The organism is Corynebacterium atrinae (assembly GCF_030408455.1).
Classification (GTDB): domain Bacteria; phylum Actinomycetota; class Actinomycetes; order Mycobacteriales; family Mycobacteriaceae; genus Corynebacterium; species Corynebacterium atrinae.
Genome location: NZ_CP046977.1, coordinates 885417 through 908815 on the forward strand (window position 1 = coordinate 885417; position 23399 = coordinate 908815).

General features: G+C 60.6%; 19 protein-coding genes, 1 tRNA gene and 4 pseudogenes. 12 read left to right on the forward strand and 12 right to left on the reverse strand.

Annotated features, from left to right (window positions below):
- Positions 1 to 10: 10 nt before the first annotated feature.
- The 3 genes from CATRI_RS04490 (at position 11) to selB (ending at position 3236) form a co-directional block, all read left to right on the forward strand.
- Positions 11 to 105: transfer RNA gene (locus tag CATRI_RS04490), tRNA-Sec, on the forward strand.
- 44 nt (positions 106 to 149) lie between these two features.
- Positions 150 to 1448, forward strand: coding sequence for an L-seryl-tRNA(Sec) selenium transferase (selA, locus tag CATRI_RS04495; protein WP_290220147.1), 1299 nt, complete (start codon positions 150 to 152; stop codon positions 1446 to 1448).
- Positions 1449 to 3236 (forward strand): selenocysteine-specific translation elongation factor, encoded by a 1788-nt coding sequence (selB, locus tag CATRI_RS04500; protein ID WP_290220148.1) that lies wholly within the window; start codon positions 1449 to 1451, stop codon positions 3234 to 3236.
- Here selB and CATRI_RS04505 read toward each other — a convergent pair.
- From CATRI_RS04505 to lplB, 3 genes are read right to left on the reverse strand one after another with little or no spacing between them, the layout of a single operon-like run.
- Positions 3233 to 4009, reverse strand: a complete 777-nt coding sequence (locus CATRI_RS04505; RefSeq protein WP_290220150.1) for a hypothetical protein — start codon at positions 4007 to 4009, stop codon at positions 3233 to 3235. The genes selB and CATRI_RS04505 overlap by 4 nt on opposite strands.
- A gap of 23 nt (positions 4010 to 4032) precedes the next feature.
- On the reverse strand, positions 4033 to 6357 hold the full coding sequence (locus CATRI_RS04510) for an ATP-binding cassette domain-containing protein (RefSeq protein ID WP_290220152.1): 2325 nt from the start codon (positions 6355 to 6357) through the stop codon (positions 4033 to 4035).
- Positions 6347 to 7405: a lipoate-protein ligase small subunit gene (gene lplB, locus CATRI_RS04515; protein ID WP_290220154.1), complete on the reverse strand. Its 1059-nt coding sequence runs from the start codon at positions 7403 to 7405 to the stop codon at positions 6347 to 6349. Before lplB ends, CATRI_RS04510 begins: the two co-directional genes overlap by 11 nt.
- Before the next feature lie 40 nt (positions 7406 to 7445).
- On the opposite strand from lplB, the gene CATRI_RS04520 reads away from it, so the two are divergent.
- The 5 genes and pseudogenes from CATRI_RS04520 to CATRI_RS04545 all read left to right on the forward strand — a co-directional run.
- On the forward strand, positions 7446 to 7568 hold the full coding sequence (locus CATRI_RS04520) for a hypothetical protein (RefSeq protein ID WP_290220155.1): 123 nt from the start codon (positions 7446 to 7448) through the stop codon (positions 7566 to 7568).
- Positions 7569 to 7574: 6 nt separating this feature from the next.
- Positions 7575 to 8381 carry a zinc transporter ZupT gene (gene zupT / locus CATRI_RS04525; RefSeq protein ID WP_290220156.1) on the forward strand — a complete coding sequence of 269 codons (807 nt, stop codon included), beginning with the start codon at positions 7575 to 7577 and terminating at the stop codon, positions 8379 to 8381.
- A gap of 241 nt (positions 8382 to 8622) precedes the next feature.
- A pseudogene (locus CATRI_RS04535) lies at positions 8623 to 9791 on the forward strand (IS1634 family transposase); the annotation flags it as partial.
- Between the two features lie 135 nt (positions 9792 to 9926).
- Entirely contained in the window at positions 9927 to 11240 is a 1314-nt protein-coding gene (locus CATRI_RS04540) for an ISL3 family transposase (RefSeq protein ID WP_290220160.1), read from the forward strand.
- A 13-nt stretch (positions 11241 to 11253) separates the two neighbouring features.
- Positions 11254 to 11619: pseudogene (locus CATRI_RS04545) on the forward strand (IS1634 family transposase); the annotation flags it as partial.
- Between the two features lie 46 nt (positions 11620 to 11665).
- On the opposite strand, the gene CATRI_RS04550 reads toward CATRI_RS04545, so the two are convergent.
- The 6 genes from CATRI_RS04550 to CATRI_RS04575 form a co-directional block, all read right to left on the reverse strand.
- Entirely contained in the window at positions 11666 to 13009 is a 1344-nt protein-coding gene (locus tag CATRI_RS04550; RefSeq protein WP_290218537.1) for an IS256 family transposase, read from the reverse strand.
- Between the two features lie 119 nt (positions 13010 to 13128).
- Positions 13129 to 14370 (reverse strand): MFS transporter, encoded by a 1242-nt coding sequence (locus CATRI_RS04555; protein ID WP_290220163.1) that lies wholly within the window; start codon positions 14368 to 14370, stop codon positions 13129 to 13131.
- Positions 14371 to 14375: 5 nt separating this feature from the next.
- A complete protein-coding gene (locus CATRI_RS04560; RefSeq protein WP_290220165.1) occupies positions 14376 to 15230 on the reverse strand; it encodes a hypothetical protein in 855 nt (284 codons plus the stop codon).
- Positions 15231 to 15690: 460 nt separating this feature from the next.
- Positions 15691 to 15954 (reverse strand): class I SAM-dependent methyltransferase, encoded by a 264-nt coding sequence (locus CATRI_RS04565; protein WP_290220167.1) that lies wholly within the window; start codon positions 15952 to 15954, stop codon positions 15691 to 15693.
- A gap of 20 nt (positions 15955 to 15974) precedes the next feature.
- Entirely contained in the window at positions 15975 to 17198 is a 1224-nt protein-coding gene (locus CATRI_RS04570) for an aminotransferase class I/II-fold pyridoxal phosphate-dependent enzyme (RefSeq protein ID WP_353959737.1), read from the reverse strand.
- Between the two features lie 3 nt (positions 17199 to 17201).
- Positions 17202 to 17975 carry an SDR family oxidoreductase gene (locus CATRI_RS04575; RefSeq protein WP_290220170.1) on the reverse strand — a complete coding sequence of 258 codons (774 nt, stop codon included), beginning with the start codon at positions 17973 to 17975 and terminating at the stop codon, positions 17202 to 17204.
- A gap of 256 nt (positions 17976 to 18231) precedes the next feature.
- On the opposite strand from CATRI_RS04575, the gene CATRI_RS04580 reads away from it, so the two are divergent.
- Entirely contained in the window at positions 18232 to 18459 is a 228-nt protein-coding gene (locus CATRI_RS04580; RefSeq protein ID WP_290220172.1) for a transposase, read from the forward strand.
- Between the two features lie 331 nt (positions 18460 to 18790).
- Here CATRI_RS04580 and CATRI_RS04585 read toward each other — a convergent pair whose 3' ends face one another.
- A complete protein-coding gene (locus CATRI_RS04585; protein ID WP_353959742.1) occupies positions 18791 to 19114 on the reverse strand; it encodes an integrase core domain-containing protein in 324 nt (107 codons plus the stop codon).
- 43 nt (positions 19115 to 19157) lie between these two features.
- Here CATRI_RS04585 and CATRI_RS04590 point away from each other — a divergent pair.
- The 3 genes and pseudogenes from CATRI_RS04590 to CATRI_RS04600 form a co-directional block, all read left to right on the forward strand.
- Positions 19158 to 20601: pseudogene (locus CATRI_RS04590) on the forward strand (IS30 family transposase).
- Positions 20582 to 20893 (forward strand): integrase core domain-containing protein, encoded by a 312-nt coding sequence (locus CATRI_RS04595; protein WP_290220175.1) that lies wholly within the window; start codon positions 20582 to 20584, stop codon positions 20891 to 20893. The pseudogene CATRI_RS04590 and the gene CATRI_RS04595 overlap by 20 nt, the downstream one beginning before the upstream one ends.
- Before the next feature lie 42 nt (positions 20894 to 20935).
- A pseudogene (locus tag CATRI_RS04600) lies at positions 20936 to 21292 on the forward strand (integrase core domain-containing protein); the annotation flags it as partial.
- Between the two features lie 15 nt (positions 21293 to 21307).
- Here CATRI_RS04600 and CATRI_RS04605 read toward each other — a convergent pair.
- Positions 21308 to 22447, reverse strand: coding sequence for a chloride channel protein (locus CATRI_RS04605; protein ID WP_290220177.1), 1140 nt, complete (start codon positions 22445 to 22447; stop codon positions 21308 to 21310).
- 1 nt (position 22448) lies between these two features.
- Entirely contained in the window at positions 22449 to 23396 is a 948-nt protein-coding gene (locus tag CATRI_RS04610) for a DUF808 domain-containing protein (RefSeq protein WP_290220178.1), read from the reverse strand.
- Positions 23397 to 23399: the final 3 nt, after the last annotated feature.

Sequence of the window (23399 nt, forward strand, 5' to 3'; positions counted from 1 at the left end):
CCTGTCCTGTGGAGGCGTACGTGTCCTGGTGGGCGCCCCGGTCTTCAAAACCGGTGAGGCCGAGTACCTCGGTCTGGCGAGTTCGATTCTCGTCCGTCTCCGCCAATCTTGCTTTAGTTCAGACGCCGAAAGGACAAGGGCCAGCCGCGATGGATCCTCGCCGCCGAATCCCCCGGACCGATGATCTGCTCCGGATGCCGGCCGTGGAGGCCGCACGGGAAGTGCTGTCCGAGCAGGTTATTCGTTCCCATCTTCAGTCGGTGCAGGAGTCTGCTCGCGCGGGGGAGATCGCGCCGGAGGCGGTGGCCGACACCCTCGCCCAAAAGCTCAGCCAGGCCCCCGCGACTTCGCTCACTCCCGTTATCAACGCCACCGGCGTCATCATTCACACCAACATTGGCCGCGCGCCCTTGTCGGATGCCGCCACGGCGGCGCTGACGAAAGCGGCGGGCTACGTCGATGTCGAAATGGACTTGGCCACGGGTCTGCGCTCCCGCGAACGCGGTGCCGGTGCCACCCGCGCGCTGCTCGCAGCATGCCCCGGCGCGGAGGACGCCCTCGTGGTCAACAATGGTGCGGCGGCGCTACTTTTGGCTACCACTGCGCTGGCCGACGGCGGCGAGGTCATCATCAGCCGTGGGGAGCTCATCGAAATCGGCGCGGGGTTCCGGCTGCCGGAGCTCATCGAGTCCACCGACGTCCGACTCCGCGAGGTCGGGGCCACCAACCGCACTCACCTCGCGGACTACGCCGCCGCGATTACTTCCCGCACTCGCGCGCTGCTCAAGGTGCATCCGTCGAACTTCCGTATGGAGGGGTTCACCGCTGAGGCGACGGTCGCGCAGCTGCGCGGGTTGGCAGATGAGCATGATCTTCCGCTCATCGTCGATCTCGGCTCCGGGCTGCTCACCAACGATTCCGCGTTGCCGGAGGAACCCGATGTGTCCGCGCAGCTCGCGGAGGGGGCCGACGTCGTTATCGCGTCCGGCGACAAGCTCCTCGGCGGCCCGCAGGCGGGCATCCTTCTGGGTTCGGCGGCGATCATTGAGCGGTTGCGGAAGCATCCTCTCGCGCGGGCGCTGCGGATCGATAAGCTGCGCCTCGCGGCGCTCGAGGCGACCGTGAATGCCAAAGAAACCCCGGTGCACCAGGCCCTCCACGTCGACCCGGAGACCTTGCGCGGGCGGACCGTTACTCTGGCCGCCGCCGTCGGCGGGAGAGTCGTCGAGCATGTCGGCCGCGTCGGCGGGGGAGGCGCCCCCGGTTTTCCGCTGCCCGGCTGGGCCGTCGAGCTGCCCGCTGAACTGGCCGAGCGGCTTCGCGCGGGCGATCCCGTCGTCCTGCCCCGGGTGCACCAGGGCGTGTGCCTCATCGACCTCCGATGCGTGCCTGCCTCCCTCGACTCTGAGGTTGCCGCGGCGATCTTACGTGCCCGCGGGGCAGCGTAGATGTTCGTCGTCGCCACCGCCGGCCACGTCGATCACGGCAAGTCCACGCTGGTCAAGGCGCTCACGGGCATGGAACCGGATCGTTGGGAGGAGGAAAAGCGCCGCGGCCTCACCATCGATCTCGGCTTCGTGTGGACCCACCTCGACGCCGACACAGATGTCGCGTTCGTGGATGTCCCCGGCCACGAGCGCTACCTCGGCAACATGCTCGCGGGCCTCGGCCCCGCCCCGGTGGTCTGTTTTGTCGTCGCTGCGGATGAGGGCTGGCAGGCGCAGTCGGCGGACCATCGCGATGCGGTGCGCGCCCTCGGCATCCGCCACGGCGTCATCGCGCTCACCCGCGCCGACCGGGCGGACGAGGCCCGGCGCGCGCAGGTAGCAGCCCAGGTCCGGCACGAATTCGCTGACACCATGCTTGCCGACGCCCCCGTGGTCACCGTCTCTGCCCGCACCGGCGAGGGCCTCGACGCCCTCCGCACCACCCTCGCCCGGGTGCTCGCTGCCGCTCCCACCCCGGACCCGACGGCGCGGGTGCGGATGTGGGTCGACCGGGCCTTCAGCCTCAAGGGGACTGGCACCGTGGTCACCGGCACCTTGGCCGCGGGCACGGTGGCGGAGGGGAGCACGCTCGATCTGCACGGTGCGGACGGTACGCGGGCGGTGAACATCCGGGGCCTGCACAGCCAAAACGCCTCCGCGCCCGAGGTCGGCCCCGTCAACCGCGTTGCCATCAATCTGCGTGGTCAGTCCAGCGAGGACATTCACCGCGGCAACGTTCTGCTCACCCCGGATGCGTGGCCGATCGTGGACACGGTGGACATCCGCCGGTCCTCGGGTCACACCTTTGCGGACGCACCGGCTGAGGTGGTCGTCCACGTCGGGACGGCCGCGGTCGTCGCTACGCTGCGACCATTTGACGCCGACCATGCCCGCCTCGTCCTGCAGCGTCCGCTGCCGCTCATTGTCGGCGACCGCCTCGTGTTGCGCCGCTCCGGGGATCGCGCCGTCTACGCGGGTGCGAGCATCCTCGATGTCGACCCGCCCGCCCTGCAGCGTCGCGGTGATGGGCATCGCCGGGCGCTGACGTTGAGCAGCACGGACGAGCGCGGAGACGTCCTCGCCGAGATCGCCCGCCGCGGGGCGATCCGCCGATCGGAGCTCGCACAGATGGGCCTGACGGTGGGGGACAAGCCACCCCAGGGTGCCATTGCCCTGCGGGAGTGGTGGATTCACATCTGCCAGTTGGGCGCCTGGCGCGATGAGCTCACCCGTGCCCTCGATCAGCACACCCTCGAGCATCCGCTCTCGGCGGGTCTGAGCTGCGGGGCCGCGCTGGGTATCCTCGACCTCCCCGACGATTCGCTCCTGGGCCTCGTCGTGGCTGCCGCGAAACTGGAGCAGTCGGAGGGGACTATCCGGGCACCCGGTGCTGCAGTTGACCTGGGCGCGGCAGAGGAACCCATCGCCCACCTGGAGGAACGGCTGCACGATGCGCCTTTCCATGCCCCGGACGCCGATGAACTCCGTGCCCTCAGCTTGGGAAGCAGAGAGCTGGCCGCAGCGGAGCGGGCCGGGAGAATCCTGCGCCTGCCAGATGGAATCGTCGTTCTTCCCACCGCCCCGGCTCGGGCGATAGCCCTGCTCAGTCAGCTGGAACAGCCGTTCAGTACGTCACAGGCCCGCCAGGCGTTGTCCACGACGCGCCGCGTCGCCATCCCCCTGCTGGAATACCTCGACCGCACGGGTGTGACTTCCCGGCTCGATGGGGGGTACCGGCGGATCCGCTAGAGCTCCTCGACGTTGATGGCCCGAAACATGACGGTCCGGGGGCCGGCGGGCACGGGCTCGGCGAGCTCGTCGCCGTCCATGGTGATCGCCCAGACCCCAGGGGCCAGGACCTCCACCTGCTCCGGTTCGGGCTCCACCACCGGTAAGGCGGGAAGCTCGTAGGCCTGACCCGGGCCCGCATCCACCACGCAGTACCCGTGGTGGGAGAACACCCGGACCCCGACGGGCCCCTGAAGGCCGTAGGCACGCACCCGCCAGGGGGCGTGCGGGGTGGGGATGACGCGGTCGTCGATAAGCAATGATTCTTCCGCCATGACCCCGAGGTAGTGCCCATCGGGCAGCTCGGCGGGCAGCGGGTGGAGCTCGCCCTGGGGGACGAGGACCGAGCCGGGGGGAAGGTTGTTGAGCGGGACCGCGGTGCCGGGCTCGGGCAGTTCCACCGCGACGGCGAGGCGGCCTGCGGCCCGGTCGATGCTCACCCGCGCGCGCGTGAGCGGGGTGAGACCGGCCTCCACGACGCGCTCGATCTCCGGGTATTCCGCGCGGACCTGCGCTGACAGGGAGCCGATGATGCCGAACTCCCACCGTATCCGCCAGCCCCCATCACCCAGATTGGGAACCAACGTCACCTCGATCAGGACTCCATCTGGCCCGATGAGCTCCGCCGAACGCAGCTGGGAGAAGAGAATCGCCTGGTTGACGCGCTCCACCGCCAGAGAGCGCGGCGGCGTGCCCGACGGGGGCAGCGCAAGGGGATAGCTGGGGACAACCATGTGTTCAGCCTAGTAAATCCGGCCTAGCCCACGTACTCCTTGAGGTAGCGCCCCGTCAGCGTCGCGGCCTCGGCCACCATCTCGGCGGGGGTGCCGGTGAAGGCGATGGTGCCGCCATCGGTACCCGCGCCGGGGCCGACGTCGATGACGTGATCGGCGTGCGCCACCACGGCCAGGTGATGCTCGATGCACACGACCGTCTTGCCCTGCTCGACCATCCGGTCGAGCAATGCCAACAGCGTATCGACGTCCGCGAGGTGCAGGCCCGTCGTCGGCTCATCGAGGATGAACACATTCGCCTTCTCGCCGAGGTGGCTGGCCAGCTTGAGGCGCTGGCGCTCACCGCCGGAGAGCGTGGTCAGGGGCTGGCCCAAAGTGATATAGCCCAGCCCGACGTCGACGAGGCGGGCGCAGATCTTGGCCGCCGCCGGAACCTTGGCTTCTGCGGAAGCGAAGAATTCGGCGGCCTCGGCGGCGGGCATCTGCAATACCTCGGCGATGTCCTTGCCGCCAAAGAGATAGTGCAGGACGGCGTCGTCGAAACGCCGTCCCTCGCAGACCTCACAGGGCAGATCCACGCCGGACATGATGCCCAGATCGACGTAGACCACCCCGGCACCCTTGCAATTGGGGCAGGCGCCCTCGGAGTTGGGGGAGAACAACGCCGGTTTCACCCCGTGGGCCTTGGCGAAAGCCTTGCGGATCGGCTCCAGCGCCCCCGTGTAGGTGGCCGGGTTGGAGCGGCGGGACCCGCGGATGGGGGACTGGTCGACGATGACCATGTCCTCTCGCGCAGGCAGCGACCCGACCAGGGACGACTTTCCAGAGCCCGCGACTCCCGTGATGGCGGTGAGCACCCCGAGCGGAATATCGACGTCGACGTCGCGAAGGTTATTGCGCGAGGCCCCACGGATCTCGATCGCCCCGCTGCCTTCCCGCACGGAATCCTTCAGCTTCGCTCGATCATCGAGGTGCTGGCCGGTGATCGTGCCCGCGCCGCGCAGGCCCGCTAGCGGACCCTGGTATTGCAGCTGGCCACCGGCAGAACCCGCGCCGGGACCGAGGTCGACGACGTGATCGGCGATGGCGATGGTTTCCGGCTTGTGCTCGACGACGAGCACGGTGTTGCCTTTGTCCCGGAGCTCGAGCAGGAGCTTGTTCATCCGCTCGATGTCGTGCGGGTGCAGGCCCGCGGTGGGCTCGTCGAAGACATAAGTGATGTCCGTCAGCGCCGAGCCGAGGTGGCGGATCATCTTCGTGCGCTGCGCCTCGCCGCCCGACAAGGTACCCGCCGGGCGGTCGAGGGTGAGGTAGCCCAGGCCAATCTCGACGAAGCTGCGCAGGGTCTCCTGGATGGCCGTGATGAGCGGGGCCACGGACGGGTTCTCCACCTGCTCCATCCACTCGGCGAGGTCGCGGATCTCCATTGCGCAGAGCTCGGCGATGTTCTTGCCCATGATTCGTGATTCCAGGGCGTGCTGGGCGAGCCGAGTGCCGCCGCAGGAGGGGCAGGGAACGAAGGTAACGGCCCGGTCGACGAACTCGCCGATGGCCTTCTGCATCGAGTCGCGATCCTTGGACAAGATCGACTTCTTCACCCGGACGACCAGGCCATCGTAGGTGTAGTTGAACCCGTTGAACTTGATCTTCTGTGATTCCTCGTCGAGCAGTGCGTGGCGCTGCGCCTCGGTGAACTCCGCGATCGGGATGTCCGCCGGGTAGAGGCCGGACTCGGCGAAGGTCTTCCACACCCAGGAACCGACCTTGTACCCGGGGACCAGGAGGGCGCCGTCATTGAGGGACAAGGAGACGTCGATAAGCTGGGTTAAGTCGATGTCGGAGACTCGACCCATGCCCTCGCACGTGGGGCACTGGCCGCCGGTGCGCTTGAAGTCGACGCGTTCCTTCTTGCCTTCGCCCACCGCGATCGCGCCCGAGGCGGAGACCGAGGGCACATTGAAGGAGTACGCGCCGGGGCCGCCCGCCGACGGCTCGGCAATCCGGGAGAAGAGGATGCGCAACATCGCCGTGGCATCGGTAGCAGTGCCGACGGTGGACCGCGAATTCGCGCCCATCGGCTCCTGGTCGACGATGATGGCGGTGGTGATGCCCTCCAAATGATCGACATCCGGGCGGGCAAGCGTGGGCATGAAACCCTGGACAAACGTGGAATAAGTCTCGTTGATCAGGCGCTGCGACTCCGCCGCTATGGTGCCAAACACCAGGGAAGACTTTCCGGAACCGGACACACCCGTAAAGACCGTGAGCTGGCGCTTCGGGATGTCGACGTCGATGCCGCGGAGATTGTTTTCGTGGGCGCCGAGGACGCGAATGATATTAGGGGACAAGATGAGTCCATTCCTCGGTGCCGTACTTCTCGCTCACGAGCTTCTCCGCCGCTTCCAGGTCAGCGTGTGACAACTCAGCGCGCTGCGCCCCGTAACGAGCCATGAACTCATTGATCATCGTCTCAATGATCTCCTCGCGCGGCGAGCCCGTCTGCCGCCGCAACGGATCCACCCGCTTCTTCGCCGACCGCAACCCTTTCGACGCGAGCTTGACCTTGCCGATGCGCAAGACCTCCATCATCTTGTCCGCGTCAATGTCATAGCTCATCGTCGCGTGATGCAACACGACGTCCTTGCGGCGCTTCTGGGCCGCGCCGCCAATCTTGCCGCCATCGGAAGTGATGTCATTGATCGGCTCATACCAGGCGTTGACCCCCTGCTTCTTCAACGCGGCGAGCACCCACTGATCCAAGTACTCGTAAGAAGACTCGTAGGAGAGTCCCGCAACCATCGACTCCGGCACATACAGCGAATAGGTGATGCAGTTGCCACCCTCCATGAACATGGCGCCGCCCCCAGAGATCCGCCGCACGACGGTAATGCCATGCTTCTCGACGCCCTCCGGGTCCACCTCATTGACATACGACTGGTAGGAGCCAATCACCGTGGCCTTGTCCTCCCACTCCCAAAAACGCAGCGTCGGGCCCCGCGTGCCCTCAGCGAGCTGGTTCAGCATGACCTCGTCGAGCGCCACATTGACCGGCGTCGGCAGCGGACCCGGGTGGATGACCTCCCACGTGTGATCGGTGAAATCCGTGCCGCCACTGATCGCGCGCTTGACGGCCACGGCGACGTCGTGAGTGCCAAAACCATGCAGGGCAAGGTCGTCGAACGTGGACAGGGCGGTGTCGATCCGCTCCTGCAGCTGCTCGGTGGTTTCGCTTGTCGACGCCCCGACCAGCGAGGGGGCGATCGCCCCGTACGCCCCGTCCGGCTCGAGGAAAAAGTCGCCGGAAATCTTTGCGGCGCTAATGCGGTTGTCTTCTACATCCACGTCCGCGACGACGAGCTTGCCGCCGGGGACTTTAATCTCAAAATGCTGCGTCATACTTGCACAGAGTACGCAAAGAGATTAAGGTGCAATGCTAATGAAAACGAATGCAAACAACTTCGATTTTTCCAATCTCATCGTGGTCAACGGCGCCGAGGACGCCCCCGTCTGCGGACCGGAGGGATGCACACCAACCGGCGACGACGACGCGGTAAAGTAGTCCTCCATGTATGACCTGAGCACGGTGCTCTTCGCCCTCGGGCTGACCGTCTTCGCCGGCCTCTCCACAGGCATCGGCGGAGCCATCGCTGTGCTCCGCAAAAACCCCGGCGACCGATTCATGGCCGGTTCCCTCGGCTTCTCCGCCGGCGTCATGCTCTACGTCTCCTTCATGGAGATCCTGCCCAAGGGCTTCGACGAACTCACCGAGGCCTGGGGCGAGGGCAGGGGCCCATGGGGCGCGGTCGGTGCCTTCTTCTTCGGCATCGCGGTCATCGCCATCATCGACCGTTTGGTACCCGAACCCATCAATCCCCACGAACGCGGCATCGGGGCCGACCCCGTCCTCGACGCCCGCCGCCGACGCCTCATGAAGATGGGTGCCTTCACCGCCGGGGCCATCGCCATCCACAACTTCCCCGAAGGCTTCGCCACCTTCATCGCCGGCCTGGAGGCGCCGGAAGTGGCTCTCGCCGTGGCGGTGGCGATCGCGATCCACAACATCCCCGAAGGCATAGCCGTCGCCGTGCCCATCCGCGAGGCCACCGGCTCACGCTCGAAGGCCTTCACCTGGTCGCTGCTCTCCGGGCTGGCCGAACCCGCCGGAGCCCTCATCGGCTTCCTCTTGTTCATGCCCCTGCTCGGACCCGTCGCCTTGGGCATCGCCTTCGCCGCAGTCGCCGGAGTGATGGTCTTCATCTGCCTCGACGAGCTTCTGCCCACCGCGCAGGCCACCGGGCGCCACCACACCGCGGTCTATGGCCTCATTCTGGGTATGGCGGTCATGGCGCTGTCGCTGTTGATGCTTACCTAGTGCCTCCTCTGGGTGTCCGCACCTCCTTCGCGTGACTTCATCCTAGTAGCCTGAGTTGGCTCATTTGCGGTTGATGTAGATCATATTGACAGCGTGGCCAGTCGGTTTATCCCCCGACTTTGATCATTTTGGGGTGAGCTAGCCCATATTGACAGTCTGACCAGTGCGCTCGGACCGGCAAGATGCCACAATTGCGCACTAAGGGGGTGGCAGGAGGGGGTAACCAGTAGATTGAACTTCTATGAGCCCGTACATCTGCACCGTGACCACCGCCTCCGGTGCCACCGCCGTGCAGGTCATCTACTCCGAACACCACGGCACCAAGAAGTTGGACCACATCGGATCCGCCCACACACCAGAAGATCTCGCCCTGCTCAAAGCCAAAGCCCAACGCTTACTAGACGGCGATCAGATCAGCCTTGAACTCGGCGTGGATACCACGGCTGCTGCCACTGGCAGCGCGCACGCCCCGGTACCAGTGACCGCAGAACGGGCAGGCCATCTCATCGACGCGATCACCCGTGCCTACACCGACTTAAGCTTCGATGAGCCACCGACCATGACCAGGTCTTCGCTGATCTCGTGATGGCCAGGATCGTTCAACCAGGCTCTACGTTCGACAGTGTGGAAACACTCGCCGAGATCGGAATGGAATCTGCAAGCTATCCCACGATCAACCGCCGGTTGCCGAAGTACGCGACCACGCAGTTTCGGGACCGGCTGACCAGCGCGTGCGCTAGCCACGCTGGTATCGGACCCGGGGTACTAGTCCTCTACGATGTGACGACGTTGTACTTCGAAACCGACAAAGAAGACGACTTACGCAAGCCTGGTTTTTCCAAGGAGCGGCGTCTCGAGCCACAGATCACGGTCGGGTTGTTATCCGATGCGACGGGGTTCCCATTGGCGGTCGGGGCATTTGAGGGCAACATGGCAGAGACCCGGACAATGGTGCCGATGATCCGGCGGTTTCAAGAATCGTTCCACGTTGATGAGATCACTGTGGTTGCTGATGCGGGGATGTTTTCTGCTGGCAACAAGGCAGCAATCGTTGAAGCCGGTCTGGACTACATTCTGGGTACCCGGTTTCGCGATATCCCATACCCGGTAGCGACGTGGCGCACGAACAATCCCGGCCAGGACTATGTGGATGGTCAGATCTGGATGATTGCTGACCGGACGGGACGGGGCCCTGATGGGGTGCCGCACTCGGTGACCTATTACCAGTACTCCTGGGATCGAGCACGGCGCACACTGAAGGGAATTGATGAGCAGGTCGCCAAGGCTGAGAAGGCAGTGGCCGGGACCATCGCGGTCAAGCGCAACAGGTTTGTTGATCTTAAAGCCCCAAATAAGCAGGTCAACTGGGCATTAGTGGATAAGAACAAAGCGTTGGCCGGGATTAAGGGGGCTCTTCCGGTTTTAGAGTGCGTAGCACTCCCGCAGCCCCCACAGTGACCACAGCGGGTCACCACAACATATAGGGGCCCTTGGTGAGAAGATGAAACCTCCTACAGAAACACCAACACACCAAGGACCCGCACCATGGAGCTTACGGGCAACATCATCGTCGACACCATTTGCCGCACCGCCGAACTCGGCCTGACCATCACCGATGCCGCTGATGCCGGTGATATCACCTACATCCACGCCCACCCCATCACCGTCGACCCGGCCTGCCCCGACTGCCGGGAAAACGGACGCCTGCGCGACCACGTCACCCGCACACTTGTTGACCTGCCAGCCTTTGGTTTCCCTGTACGCCTACGGGTGCGTGTGCCGCGTTTTACCTCCGCCACCAACACCTGTCAGCGGCGGATCTACCAAACCCCACTAGCCTGCGCACAGGCCGGCTCCTCAGTCACCCGGCGAGTAACCCGCTGGGTGTTACAGCGCCTGGCGTTGGATCGGATGAGTGTCCAAGCCACGGCGAAGGTGTTAGGCGTGGGCTGGGATCTGGTCAATTCCATCGCCTTAGATGCCTGCCGGAGCTTGATCTACGACCAACCAGGACACTTTGACCAAGTCCGGGTGCTAGGCGTTGATGAACACGTCTGGAAACACACCACACGGCCTGGGCAGCCATCGAAATTTGTCACGATCTTCGTCGACTTGACCCCGGTCATCGAGGGCACAGGGCCAAGCAGGCTGCTTGACGTGGTGCCAGGCCGATCAGGAGTAGTGGTCGAGCAGTGGTTAGCCCAGCGCACTGAGCAGTTCCGGTCAATGGTGACAACAGTGGCGATGGATGGGTTCGCAGGCTACGCCACGGCCGTTGGCAAGCAGATCCCCACAGCGCAGAAGGTCATGGACCCGTTCCATGTGGTCCACCTGGCCGCTGAGAAACTCACCACCTGTCGGCAGCGGCTACAACGGGAAACCTCCGGGCGGCGTGGCCGGACGGGCGATCCGTTGTATAAGAACCGAAAAACCTTGCTGACCCGCATTGATTTCCTCACCGACCGGCAGGCACAGCGCTTGGAGGAGTTGTGGGACACCGACGACGACTACGTGGTGTTAGAGGTGACGTGGATAGTCTACCAGATGATGATCGACGCATACGCTGACAAGGACAGGCGCGTGGGTAAAAGGCGGATGTGGCAGTTGCTGGCGAGCGTCCGACACGGCGTGCCCGAGGGGTTGGAGGAGGTAGCGTCGATGGGCCGGAGTTTATGGCGCAGGCGCCACGACATCGTGGCTTATTTTGATCGGGGTGTGTCCAACGGGCCGGTGGAAGCGATCAACGGCCGGTTGGAGCATCTGCGTGGGATTGCGTTGGGGTTTCGGAATCTAGACCACTACATCTTGAGGTGCCTGATTCACTCTGGGCAGCTACAAGGACGGATCAACGCACTCTAAAACCGGAAGAGCCATTAAGGGGTACGAGACCTCAAGAGTGGATTTACCTGCTGAGCAGGCTATTGGGGCGTATCGGCGGTTGCTGAAGATTGAGAAAGCGTTCCGGATGTCGAAATCGGATCTGAAGGCCCGGCCGATCTATCACCGTAAGGCTGAGTCGATTGATGCTCATCTGTCGGTGGTGATGGCGGCGATGGCGGTGGGGCATGTGTTGGAGGAGCGCTCGGGGCTATCGCTGAAGCGTTTGGTCAGGTCATTGAAGAAGTACCGGACGTTTGAGTTGGTGGTGGCCGGGCAGAAGGTTCATGCTGCCTCGCCGGTACCGGATGAGGTGGTGGGGATTATTGATCGGATTCATGGTCGGGGGCTTCCGCACTAATCTGACAAAAGTGGGCGTGTCAAGTTGTTTGTGTGCGGGGGATTTCTTACAGGTACTCCTCAAAGCGCTCCGGGTAGGCCACAGCCATCTGATTAATGGCCTGCTTCCACCCAGCAACACGCGCGCCCTCGACCAATCGACCAGCCGTAGCCGACGCACGCGCACCTTCCTTAGCCCGCTTGGCAGCACGCCGGTCCTCAATAGTGCAGATCATCAACCACAACGTTTTCATCGCGGACTCATCATTGGTGAACTGCACCCGATTCCTCGTAGCTTTCCGCAGCTGACTATTCAACGACTCAATCGAATTCGTCGTATAGATCACCTTCCTCGCCGCCGGCGGGAACTGCAAAAACGGTGTAAACCGATCCCAAGCATCACGCCAGACCTTCACCGACTGCGGATACTTCACCCCTAGTGCCGACGCAGCGAAATCATCCAACGCCGCTATCGCACCAGCCTCATCCGGGGCGGTATAGATCTTCTTCAACGCAGCCGATACCTGCTTACGATCGCTGTAGCTCACCCACCGGTTCGCTGCCCTGATCAAGTGCACAATGCAGGTCTGGACCATCGAATCCGGCCAGGTTGACTCCACTGCCTCCGGCAAGGCTTTCAGCCCATCACAGCAGACGATGAACACATCTTTGATACCCCGATTAGCTAGCTGAGCGCATACATGCGCCCACAAGGAAGCGCCCTCTTCCTTCGCGATCCACAAGCCCAGGATGTGCTTGACACCATCCATATCCACCCCAATGGCCATATACGCGGACTTATTGACCACTCGTCCACCATCACGAACTTTGATGCGCAAGGCATCAAGGAAGATCACGGGGTAGAACTCGTCAAGCTGGCGGTTTTGCCACCACATGACCTCTTCAAGGACTGCATCAGTAACCGCCGAGATCGTCTCGTGGGAGATATCCACGCGCATGGCAGTGGCCATATGGTGTTGGATATCGCGGATGGTCATGCCCCCGGCGTACAAGCTCACGATCATGTCATCGACATCGGTGAGACGTCTGGAGCCTTTCGGCACCATCATCGGGGTAAACGTTCCTGCCCGGTCTCGGGGGATATCAATGGTCACTGGCCCGTAGTTGGAATCGACTGTCTTTTGGTAGGTGCCGTTGCGGTGGTTATTGGTCCCTGCCGCGGCCTTTGCTTGCCGGTCACCGCAGCCGTAGCCAAGGTGGGCGTCCATTTCGGTGTGCAGCCCCCGGGTGATTGATGCTTGGAGCATGCCCCGGACGAGGTCGTTGGCGTCGGTTGTTGATGTGCCGAGCTCGTCGATGAGTTTGGCGATTTCTGGGTTGGCGAGCAGCTTGGCTTCGATCGCGTCAATCTTGGCTTTATCAGCCGGGTCTCGTCGTGTCACGGTAGTCATTGTGGCTTATCTCCTTGTGTGGGTTGGGAACCTACACACAAACCATCTGACACCCTCGTACGGATGGAATCCAACTGGTCAAAATTGAACTGCTTCTTGTGTTTCATCTTTCCTTTTCCTCAAAATCCATTACTGGTCACCGAAATATCAAGCTTCCTTCGTTTTGCTAGGCAATAGAGCGCGACTAAAACCTGGCCAACACCAATCGCAATCAGACCTCCTCTGAGACCGAACAGGCTGACAAGTAGTCCACTGCATAAAGCGCCAATTGGCAGCAATCCTCTGGTGAAGAATCTCATTGATCCATAAACCGATGCGATACGTGACCTGGGAATGACTTGCTGCCGTATGGCAATATTAGCCACAATGAAGATCGTGATCCCTGATACGGCAGTGAACGTTGAAATCGTGACAAAGATAGAAGCGCCTGAAGCACTACGAGGCGACCATACTACTATAAGTTCACCGAGAGCTGCAGTTAGCAGAGATAGTCCAATGACTAGTGGCGCTCCTAAGCGCCCAACCAAGAATGGGGTTAAAGCTGCGCCAATTAAGCCTCCGATCGATCCGATTCCCGCGGCGATCCCAAACAAAGTAGGAGTAAGACCGAGCTCGCGGAGTATAAAAAGTGTCAGTATGGATGCTGAAGCTCCAGAAAAGAGATTAAAACTTCCGCTTGAGATTACTATAAGGCGGAGAGCTGGACTCCTCCATACAAATTTTAAACCGCTTGACACAAGGTTTCTATATTGAAGAACACTGACACTTTCACGGGTCAGGTCGTCCGCTTTGTCGGCTGACCCGCTCTCCCCAATTCTTAGCACCAGTAAGGCCGCACTCAGGAATGCGACGGCGGCTGAAAGTGCCGAGAATGCAGGGCCGGCAGATCCGACTAGTGCACCACCTAAGCTTGGTCCTACCACCTGGGCAGTCGAGTTTGATGCTTCTACCCTACTATTGGCTTGATATAGCGAATCCTGTGACACCAGGTATGGTGTAAATCCTACATATGCGGTGTCAAATGCTGAGTTGGCACAACCAATAAGGAACGCTATCACGGCCAAAGTTGGAATGGAAAGGTATCCTGTGAAAGCGAGTACGGCTATAAGTGCAAGTAAAATACTCCTTCCGAAGTCTAGCACCGCCAGCAGGCTACGCATGGCACTTCTATCGATAGCGGGTCCGGCGAGGATGCTTACAAATATATTGGGAATTTGAGAACATGCGACAAGAAGGCCCATTTGCTGCGCCGTGGCGCCAAGTGAGACGGCCGCGATGATAGGAATAGCAAAAGTAGTAAGTTCACTTCCGAGGACCGAAACGGACATACTTGTCCAAAAGAGATTGAAAGAACGGCCCATCTTCTTCATGGCAAGTCGGGTTTGGTCGTAAGACGAATAATCGTCGGTGTTGTCATGAGTAGGTTGAGTCCTCTCGCCAGGTTCGCCTCAAGCCCGGAATTATCGACGCAGTGGGTCTCCCATCCCCAGGACTTTGCGGCGGCGGAGAAGTAGGAGGCAGACTGCTTTTGCAGCTGCAGGTAGCTTTCGCGGCCCCTGTCCCCGGCCGCGCCGAAATCTTCCAGAAGCCCCAGCCGGCCGGTTTCGTTCATCCGCCACGCATGAGCCAGGTTAGGGTCACCGTCAACGAAGACACCGAGGTCGGGTTGCATGTGGGCACTGCCGAATACATCGAGGATGACTCTTTCCAGCAGGTCGCAGATTGAGGTGAAACGGGGCTCGTCGGAAATCTGCCGGGCCACGAGTATCTCTTTGAGCACGTGCTTGTAGGGGAAGGTTTCTTGAATGACGACGGTGCCGGAGTCCACGAGTGGGCGGATGACGGCGTCGGTGAGCACGAGGTTGCCGGACAATTCGGACAGCGCCGCTGCCAAGGGTCCACTGCGATGTGCGCTGGTGAGGGGCATCTCCCCCAGTTTGTCTTCCCACTCGCCACTGTCCCATGTGGAGAAGTCACGTGGGAGGGCGAGCGGATGACCAGCAAGGGTCGATCCGCCGAAGAGCAGCCGGAAGGTGTCCACCCAGAGCTCCTGGAGAGCGTCATGGGGCCAGGATTGTCCACCTTCGCGGTTGGTGGATCGCCACGAGACCTCCTTGACGTCTACCCCTAAACCGACAAGTTCGTCTCGGAATGCCCGGGCGAGTGTCGTCTTGCCGATTCCGTCGATCCCCAAGAACGAGACGTAGGCCCCTTTAGTCATGAGCTTCCTTTCGGAAAACAATCACAAAATGCTGATCCTTCATGTTAAATGGCGCGCCTCTCATGTTAGAGAATACTTTCTCGCAAATCAAACCAAACTGCCGTCCGAGGTTGATTAATTCATGGAGAGAATACAGTCTGAAAGATAAGGTGCCTACGTCTACCAAATGCCCTTCCTCTATGTAGGAAAATTGCATCTTTCTCCTACTTAGAGCGTGATCAAACGCGTATTCCTTAATTATGAAAGTATTTTGGTCTTTATGCTCTACACTCGCCGAAGCGTCCAAATGTCCCAAACCATCTCGATTAGTTGCCTCGAGAACAAATTGTCCGCCTTCTCGTAGTGACCTACTGATGCGATGGAGTAGATCTGCATTCTCAATATCAGTATGATATCCAAACGAGGAGAAGGCACTCAGAACCAAATTGAAGCGGTTAACATCGGAAAGAGTTCTTTCGTCCTAGAGCCTCCACTCGATTGGCAAAGAGCCACCGCGTTCCTTTGCTATGTCTAGATACTGTTTATTGATGTCGATGGCAATGACTGAATAACCCCGTCCAGCGAGCTCAATGGCCAACCGACCTCTTCCGCATCCAAGGTCCAAAACCGTTCTAAAAGAACCAACTTCCCGCTGAAGCCAGTCAACCTCTACTGTTGTTCGCTCAATCTTATTGTCAAGCTTTGCGTCAGCAAAATTGCTAGAAAAAAAATTATTTTCAAACATATATTACTATCCCTTCTGGGTTATTTTTCCCCAAATATATGAATTGCGCGGAGAACGTATTCGTCGATTACTTCATCCGAAACGTTGTGGAAATGTTTATCCGGAAAGCCTATGGTCCGAGATGTAAGGTGCATAGCATTAGGAAATTCGTTAGCAGGGTTCAGCGAGGGGTGGAGCTCTGCAAGGGATGTCTGATGCAGGGGACGGGTGCTTGGGATGCTTACCTTAAGTCCCGCGGTGCCCATTTTCTTCACTGCGTTCGAAGGGGAGTCGCACTGGAGCTCCTCATCATTGTAAAGCGCCTTGTACCCGTACCATCCGCCTCTTGAAGTTCCCAACTCTTGCATTGGAGGATAGAACCCTTTGACACCCTGAAGCCCTTTTGATAGGCGGGTCAAAGATCGGCCTCTCCTAGCAATACGTTCATCTAGGGTTTTTGCATGGCTTAGAGCAAGGGTGGCAGCAACTGGATGCATACGCAAGTTCAGGCCGCCGCCAACATCTCCGCCATACTTCTGAAATGAGGAGTCCGTGAGGTGTTCTTTGGCTCTTTCGTGCGAGTGGCCGAGGGTAAGCGCTCGGTAGAATATATCTCGGCTATTAGTTAGTAGCAACCCTCCCATACCTCCTGTTATCATTTTCTGACCACCAAGGCTAAAGCAGCCTACTGTGCCGATGGCGCCAGCCTTTCCTATATCGGTCCAGGCTCCATGTGATTGAGCTGCGTCCTCGATGACAGGTATACCTCGTTTTGATGCAACTTGCATTACGGTACTCATGTCTCCTACGAGTCCGAACATGTGCGAGACGACTATCGCCGCAGTATTGGGTCCGATTCTCGATTCGAGATGCGGTATCGAAGGCTTTGTTGAGTCTATTTCGCAGTCATAAAGAACTGGAACCGCCCCCAAAGAGAGCAAAGGGGTGGCCGTAGCGTGAAAAGTATAAGTCGGCAACAATACCTCGTCGCCCGGACGTATTCCTAACGCCACGTATGCGGAATGTAACGCAGCGGTGCCGCTGCTTACCGCCAGCGCAAATTTGACCCCAAAATAAGTCCTGGCCCAATTCTCTAGATCGAGAAGACGGGGATGATCGCCGAAAGCGAAAACATCTCCCGCCCTAATCATTCGATCGACCTCTCTCGCTACGGCAGAGTCATATACTGGCCATGCAGGCGGTAATGGGACAGGTGTACTGCTTTGAAGAAGACGGTTACCTACTGATGAATGGTATTCTTTCATGTTCTAGCGCCCAAAACTCACTGGAAGTCCGCCATCTACAGCGATGATGGCGCCAGTAGTTGCTCGACTCCAAGGGGAAACCATGAAAGCTAACATGCGGGCAACATCTTCTGTGGTAACGGTTACTCCGAGCAGCGTTCTCTCTGCATAGAAACTCCCTAGATCTTGTGGGGAAATACCATGGTCTTCCGCCTTTGCTCTTAGGAGATCTGGTTCCCAGAAGTCAGAGTCTTTTAGAACCGCTCCTGGGTTGACCACGTTTGCTCGTATTCCAAATCGTCCTCCCTCGAGTGCTATGACTCGTGCTAGCTGGAGTTCGGCTGCTTTCGCTAGCGGATATGCGCCAAACCCCGTGCTAGGGGCAATTGAGGCTTTTGACGCTACGTAGACGAGAGAGCATTCGAACTGTTCAAGAGCATTTTCAACATGACGCTTAAGTACGGCTTGGGAGAGAAGGAGGTGTAAAACTACGTTGTTCTTCATTGCCAAATTAAAGTCATTGATTTGGGTGTTTCTTAGAGTTCCGCGACCATTGGACCCGGCGGCAAAGACCACCCCATCTAGTCTCCCGTGTGTTTTAACTGCTGTTTCGAGGACCTTTTCGGCCACATGTTGGTCTGTGAGATCTCCGGATAATGCTATACACGAGTGGCTACCGATGGTGGCCACTACCTTCTTAAGGTTCCGCTCATGGCGGTCGACTAAGACCAAATTTACGCCGCTCTGTGCGAGTAGCATTGCTGTAGCTCGCCCAATGCCAGAAGCTGCACCCGTCACGCATACGGTGAAATTTGGGAAAAACAAGGAGGCCTCTTATATTGCGAGCCACTGCAGCTAACGTAGTTGCAGATTTACAGATTAAAAGATTTGCAATTTCGCACATGGTATCACAGAGGGGTGGTGAAGACCTACGATTTGCTTTCGGATGACGAAAATCAGGGAAAAATTATTGTTTTATAATAAGTAGTTTAGATATGTCATGTTTCGTGTTTAATGGAGGGTGCAAACCTGCACATCCTCAAGGAATCTATCAATGCCTAAGAAGTACCCCGACGAGCTCAAAGCACGCGCCATCGAACTCGTCATCCATGCCCAATCCGACTCAGTCACCGCACGCGGTGCAGCCGGTCGGGTAGCTGAACAACTCGGGCTCAACCGTGAAACCCTGCGCAGCTGGGTCAGCGCCCACAAAAAATCTGGTGCCACCACCGTCGATGAGTCCCTCGATCTAGAGGCAGAAAACCGGCTCTTCCGGTTTTAGAGTGCGTAGTTGACCGCGAGGTGGGGCTCGGGGTGGCACAACATACTGTGGTCCTGGCCGGTACAAGATGAGAGTTACCACACCATCATCTGACCGAACCAGGACCCTACTGTGCAGCCTACCGGGAATCTCGTCGCCGATACTTTTCACGCCGCACCATCGAACTCGGCCTGACCATCACCAACGCTGCCGCCGAGGACCACCTCACCCACATCGACGCCACCCCCATCACCATCGACCCCACCTGCCCTTCCTGCCAGCTCCCAGGCACTAAGCGCGACCACATTATGTCAAGCCCCGGGTTTTGTAGAGGGTCTGGAAATTGGAGAACTCAACCAGCAGCGGCCATAACCGCCAACTGTGAGTGAGCTTCATCAGGCGTGCGATAGCCAATCTGGGAGTGAAGCCGAGCAGAGTTGTACCACCCGACCCACTGCGCTGTAGCAGCCATGACATCGATGAGTCCGTCCCAGTGGTGGCGGTCAATCAACTCGGCCTTGTACACCGAGTTCAATGCTTCGGCCATCGCATTGTCGTAGGAGTCGCCCCTGGATCCGACAGAGGCGACAACCTCACTATCGGCCAGGGTGTCGGCGTGCGGGCGAGTCGGTCGCCGGGCTGGTCCACCACAGCGATAGGGGTGTGCAAGGCGAATTCAATTGGTCGTCGCAACACCCCAATCCCGGAGGTGTATCGCTATGGCAAGTAAAGACTGGACCGCGACAACGAAAGATGCGCCCGAAGGTGTACGCCGGCAATGGCGCTCAGATCGCGCATTACGGCCACCGATGCGCTCACCCGGACGCCCAGAACCCTCACGCACAGTCCAGAGACAATTCTGGGCTCTGATCGCAACCGGCATCACCACAGCAGAAGCAGCAGTGAAGGTGGGCGTGTCCGTCCCAGTGGGCAGTCGCTGGTTCCGTCACGCTGGAGGTATGCCACCTATTTGCCTGACCGAGCCCACCGGCCGTTATTTGTCTTTCGAGGAACGCGAAGAGATCGCGTTGCTGCGCGCACAGCAGATCAGCATGCGTGGGATCGCGCACAGGATCGGCCGCGACCCTTCGACTGTCTCCCGGGAACTACGCCGTAATGCGGCCACACACAGTGGCAATGTCGAATGACCTGGCACTGGTAGCGCAATGGAAGTCTCAACAAGCAGCCAAACGCCCAAAAACAGCGAAGCTTGTCACCAATGACAGGCTGCGTGAGTACGTTCAGCAGCATCTGACTGGCAATGTCTGTGGGTCAAACGGCAGCATCAGAGTTGGTCCGGCGCCGCCGACGTGGAAGGGGCGCAATAAGCCTCACCGCCAAGACCGCCGCTGGGCTACGGCATGGAGCCTACGAACAGATCGCGCACCGCCTACCCATCGACTTCCCTGACGATGAGTCCATGCGGATCAGTCACGAGGCGATCTACCAGGCGATCTACATCCACGGCCGTGGCGCGCTCCAACGTGAGCTCGTGGCCTGCCTGCGCACCGATCGCGCCTTACGACAGCCTCGTCAACGCTCGCGAAACAAACCTCAAGGACACGTGAGCGCCGAAGTCGTACTCAGTGCACGTCCGTCCGAAGCCGACGACCGCGCCGTACCAGGGCACAGGGCAGAGGGACTTAATTATCGGGACCGGAAGATCAGCGATTGGGACACTGGTTGAACGCACCTCCCGGGCCACGACGTTTCTCAACCTGCCACGCATCAACGTCTGGGGCACACAGCCTCACCTGAAGAACGGACCCGCACTGGGCGGCTATGGCGCGGTGGCGATAAATCAGGCCCTGACAGCCTCGGTTGGCATACTCCCCGAGTACATGCGCAAAACGATTACGTGGGACCGTGGCAAGGAACTGTCGGGCCATGTGCAGTTCACCTTCCAGACTGGCACCGCTGTCTATTTCACCGATCCGCATTCGCCTTGGCAACCAGGCACGAACGAGAACACCAACGGCCTGCTTCGCCAGTACTTCCCCAAAGGCACCGACCTGTCTCGCTGGTCCGCCGACGACTTCAAAGGCCGTCGCTCACACTCTCAACAACAGGCCACGCAAAGTCCTCGGCTGGAAGACTCCTGCTGAGGTGTTCGAGCAGCAGCTACACTTGCTGCAACGACTCGGTGTTGCAACGACCGATTGAGCCCAAGCAATACCGGGCGGTGCATTACACCGACACCCTGGCCGATAGTGAGGTTGTTGCCTCTGTTGGATCCAGGGGCGACTCCTACGACAATGCGATGGCCGAGGCCTTGAACTCGGTGTACAAGGCCGAGTTGATTGACCGCCACCACTGGGGCGGGCTCATTGACGTTATGGCTGCTACTGCGCAGTGGGTTGGGTGGTACAACTCTGCTCGGCTTCATTCCCAGATTGGTTATCGTACGCCTGATGAAGCTCACTCACGGTTGGCAGTTGTGGCCGCTGCTGGTTGAGTTCTCCAATTTCCAGACACTCTACAAAACCCGGAGCTTGCCGGGGTGTTGCGGCGGGCAGTGGCCTGGTTCGCAGCCTGTGGCGTTACTACCCGCTGGGTGATCAGCGACAACGGATCGGCGTACCGATCACGGTTGTGGGCTACGACCTGTGGTGAGTTGGGGATCGTGCCGAAGTGGACCAGGCCTTATCGGCCTCAGGCCAACGGGAAGATCGAGCGGTTCCTCCGCACGCTGACCGATGGGTGGGCCTACGCCGGGCACTATAACTGTGAACAGCAACGTTGAGATGAGTTGGGGCGGTGGTTGCATGATTACAATCACCACCGACCCCATACCGGGTGTGGAGGTCGTGCCCCGGTTTCTCGGTTAACTGACCTCCCCAGTCAGTACAACTAGGCCGTGAATTCACGCCTAGTGGGTGGAAGAAATACGCACAGCCAAGCGGTGGGCCGCCCACGCCACAGCAACCAGGATCGGCAGGATCCACCAGGGCGCCCAGGTGAGTTCCCAGGCGATGACGGCGGCGAAGAAGGGCGCGCGTTGCACCACGGCCAGGACTCCGGCGGCTCCGACGAGGGCGAAGGCGGCGATGAGGGGTGCGTCGAGTCCGCTGATGCTTCCGGCGAGCCCGCCCAGCGCTGCTCCGATGGCGAGCGAGGGAGTCATGGTGCCGCCCACTGCGCCCGCACGAAGGGAGAGCGCGGTGAGCAGGGGTTTGAGTAGGAGGAGGGCGAGGAAGAGTCCCCAGGGGGAGTCGGCGGTGAAGGCGGCTTGGAGGATTTCTTCGCCGTTGCCGGTGAGGTCGGGGATGAGGTGGGAGATGTCGACAGCAACGCCGATGGCCGCCGGGATGCTCACGATCAGCCAGCGGGGATCGAACGTGGCGCCCTCCTGCGCGACGGCGATGAGGCGGAGGAAAGCGGAGCCCAGGAGGGCGGCGAGGGGAACGAGGAGGAGCGCCCAGGCAAGAATCGACCAGGAGAAGTCCAAAGCGGGGAAACGGTAGATCGGTTGTCGCCCCAGCAGGAGCCAGGAAATTCCGGTGGCCAGGGCGGATGTCGCGCCCGCGGCGGCGAGGAGGCGCCAGCTTCGACGGACGGGCAGGACTTCCACGCAAAAGAGGAAGCCAGCCACGGGCACGTTGTAGACCGCCGCTAACCCGGCTCCCGCCGACGCCGCCACGAGGAGGCGGCGCTGCTCGGGGGTTACTCGTACCCAACCGGCGATCGTGGACATGAGCGCCGCCGCGCCTTGGCGCGGCGCTTGTTCTTTGCCCAGGGACAGGCCGGAGGCGACGGCGAGGATTTGAAGGAGGGCGTCGATAAGCGAACGACCGAGCGGGAGGGGAGCGCCGGTGTGGAGGGAATCTTCGATGTGGCGGACGGGGCCATCCCGTCGCAGCCACCACCAACCGAGGCCCGCGAGGCCACCTCCGGCGAGGGCCCACCACCAGCCGTCGAGGGAGTGGATGAGGTGAAAGAGCCAGGCCATCGCAGCGCCAACAACCCCGGCAGCGATGCCACCAGAGAAGACGGCGAGGGCGAAGCGCACGCTACTCGTGGTGGACGGAATCGACGGCTTTGCGGCCCGTGAGCTTCTTCACACCCATCACGATGCCCGCGACGACGAGGCCCCAGACGAGGCCGACGATGAGGGAGAAGAAGGTGTTGACCGCCCATCCCAGGAACCCGCCGCCGGCCGCGACTTCGAGGCTGTGGATGAAGTGATAAGGCCAGGTGAGGCCGAATTCCTCGAGTCCGGCGATGATGATGTGGCCACCAACCCACAGCATGGCGAAGGTGCCGATGAAACCGATCGTGGACAGCACCTTGGGCATGGCAGCAACGAGGCCTCGACCGAACCCGGCGGCCTTGCCTCGCTCAACCATCCGCAGGCCCAGATCATCCATCTTCACCAGGACGGCCACGGCGCCGTAGACCAGGGCGGTGATGCCGATGGCGACGACGATGAGTACGGCGGCGCGGAAGAGTATTGGCTGGTCGGCGACCTCGTTGAGCGAGATGACCATGATCTCTGCGGAGAGGATGAGGTCAGTGGTGATTGCCCCCTTAACCAGCTTGTCCTCGGCCTCCTTGGCGTTGACCTGTTCCCGGACGGGCGTCTTGTCCTCGTGGGAGTTGTGCGGCGCGACCATGTGGATGATCTTCTCGGCTCCTTCGAAGCAGAGGTAGGTGCCGCCGATCATGAGGATGGGGGTGAGTGCCCAGGGCGCGATCCAGCTGAGCAGGAGCGCGATGGGGAGGATGATGATGATCTTGTTGACCAGGGAGCCTTTGGTAATGCGCCAGATCATCGGCAATTCCCGGGCGGGGGTGACGCCGGTGACGAAGCGGGGGGTGACGGCGGCGTCATCGACGACCACGCCGGCCGCCTTAGCAGAGGTCTTTCCTGCGGCGGCCGCGACGTCATCCAAGCTGGAGGCGGCGCTGCGGGCGATGAGGGCGACGTCGTCAAGCAGTGCGAGCAGACCACCGGCCATGTT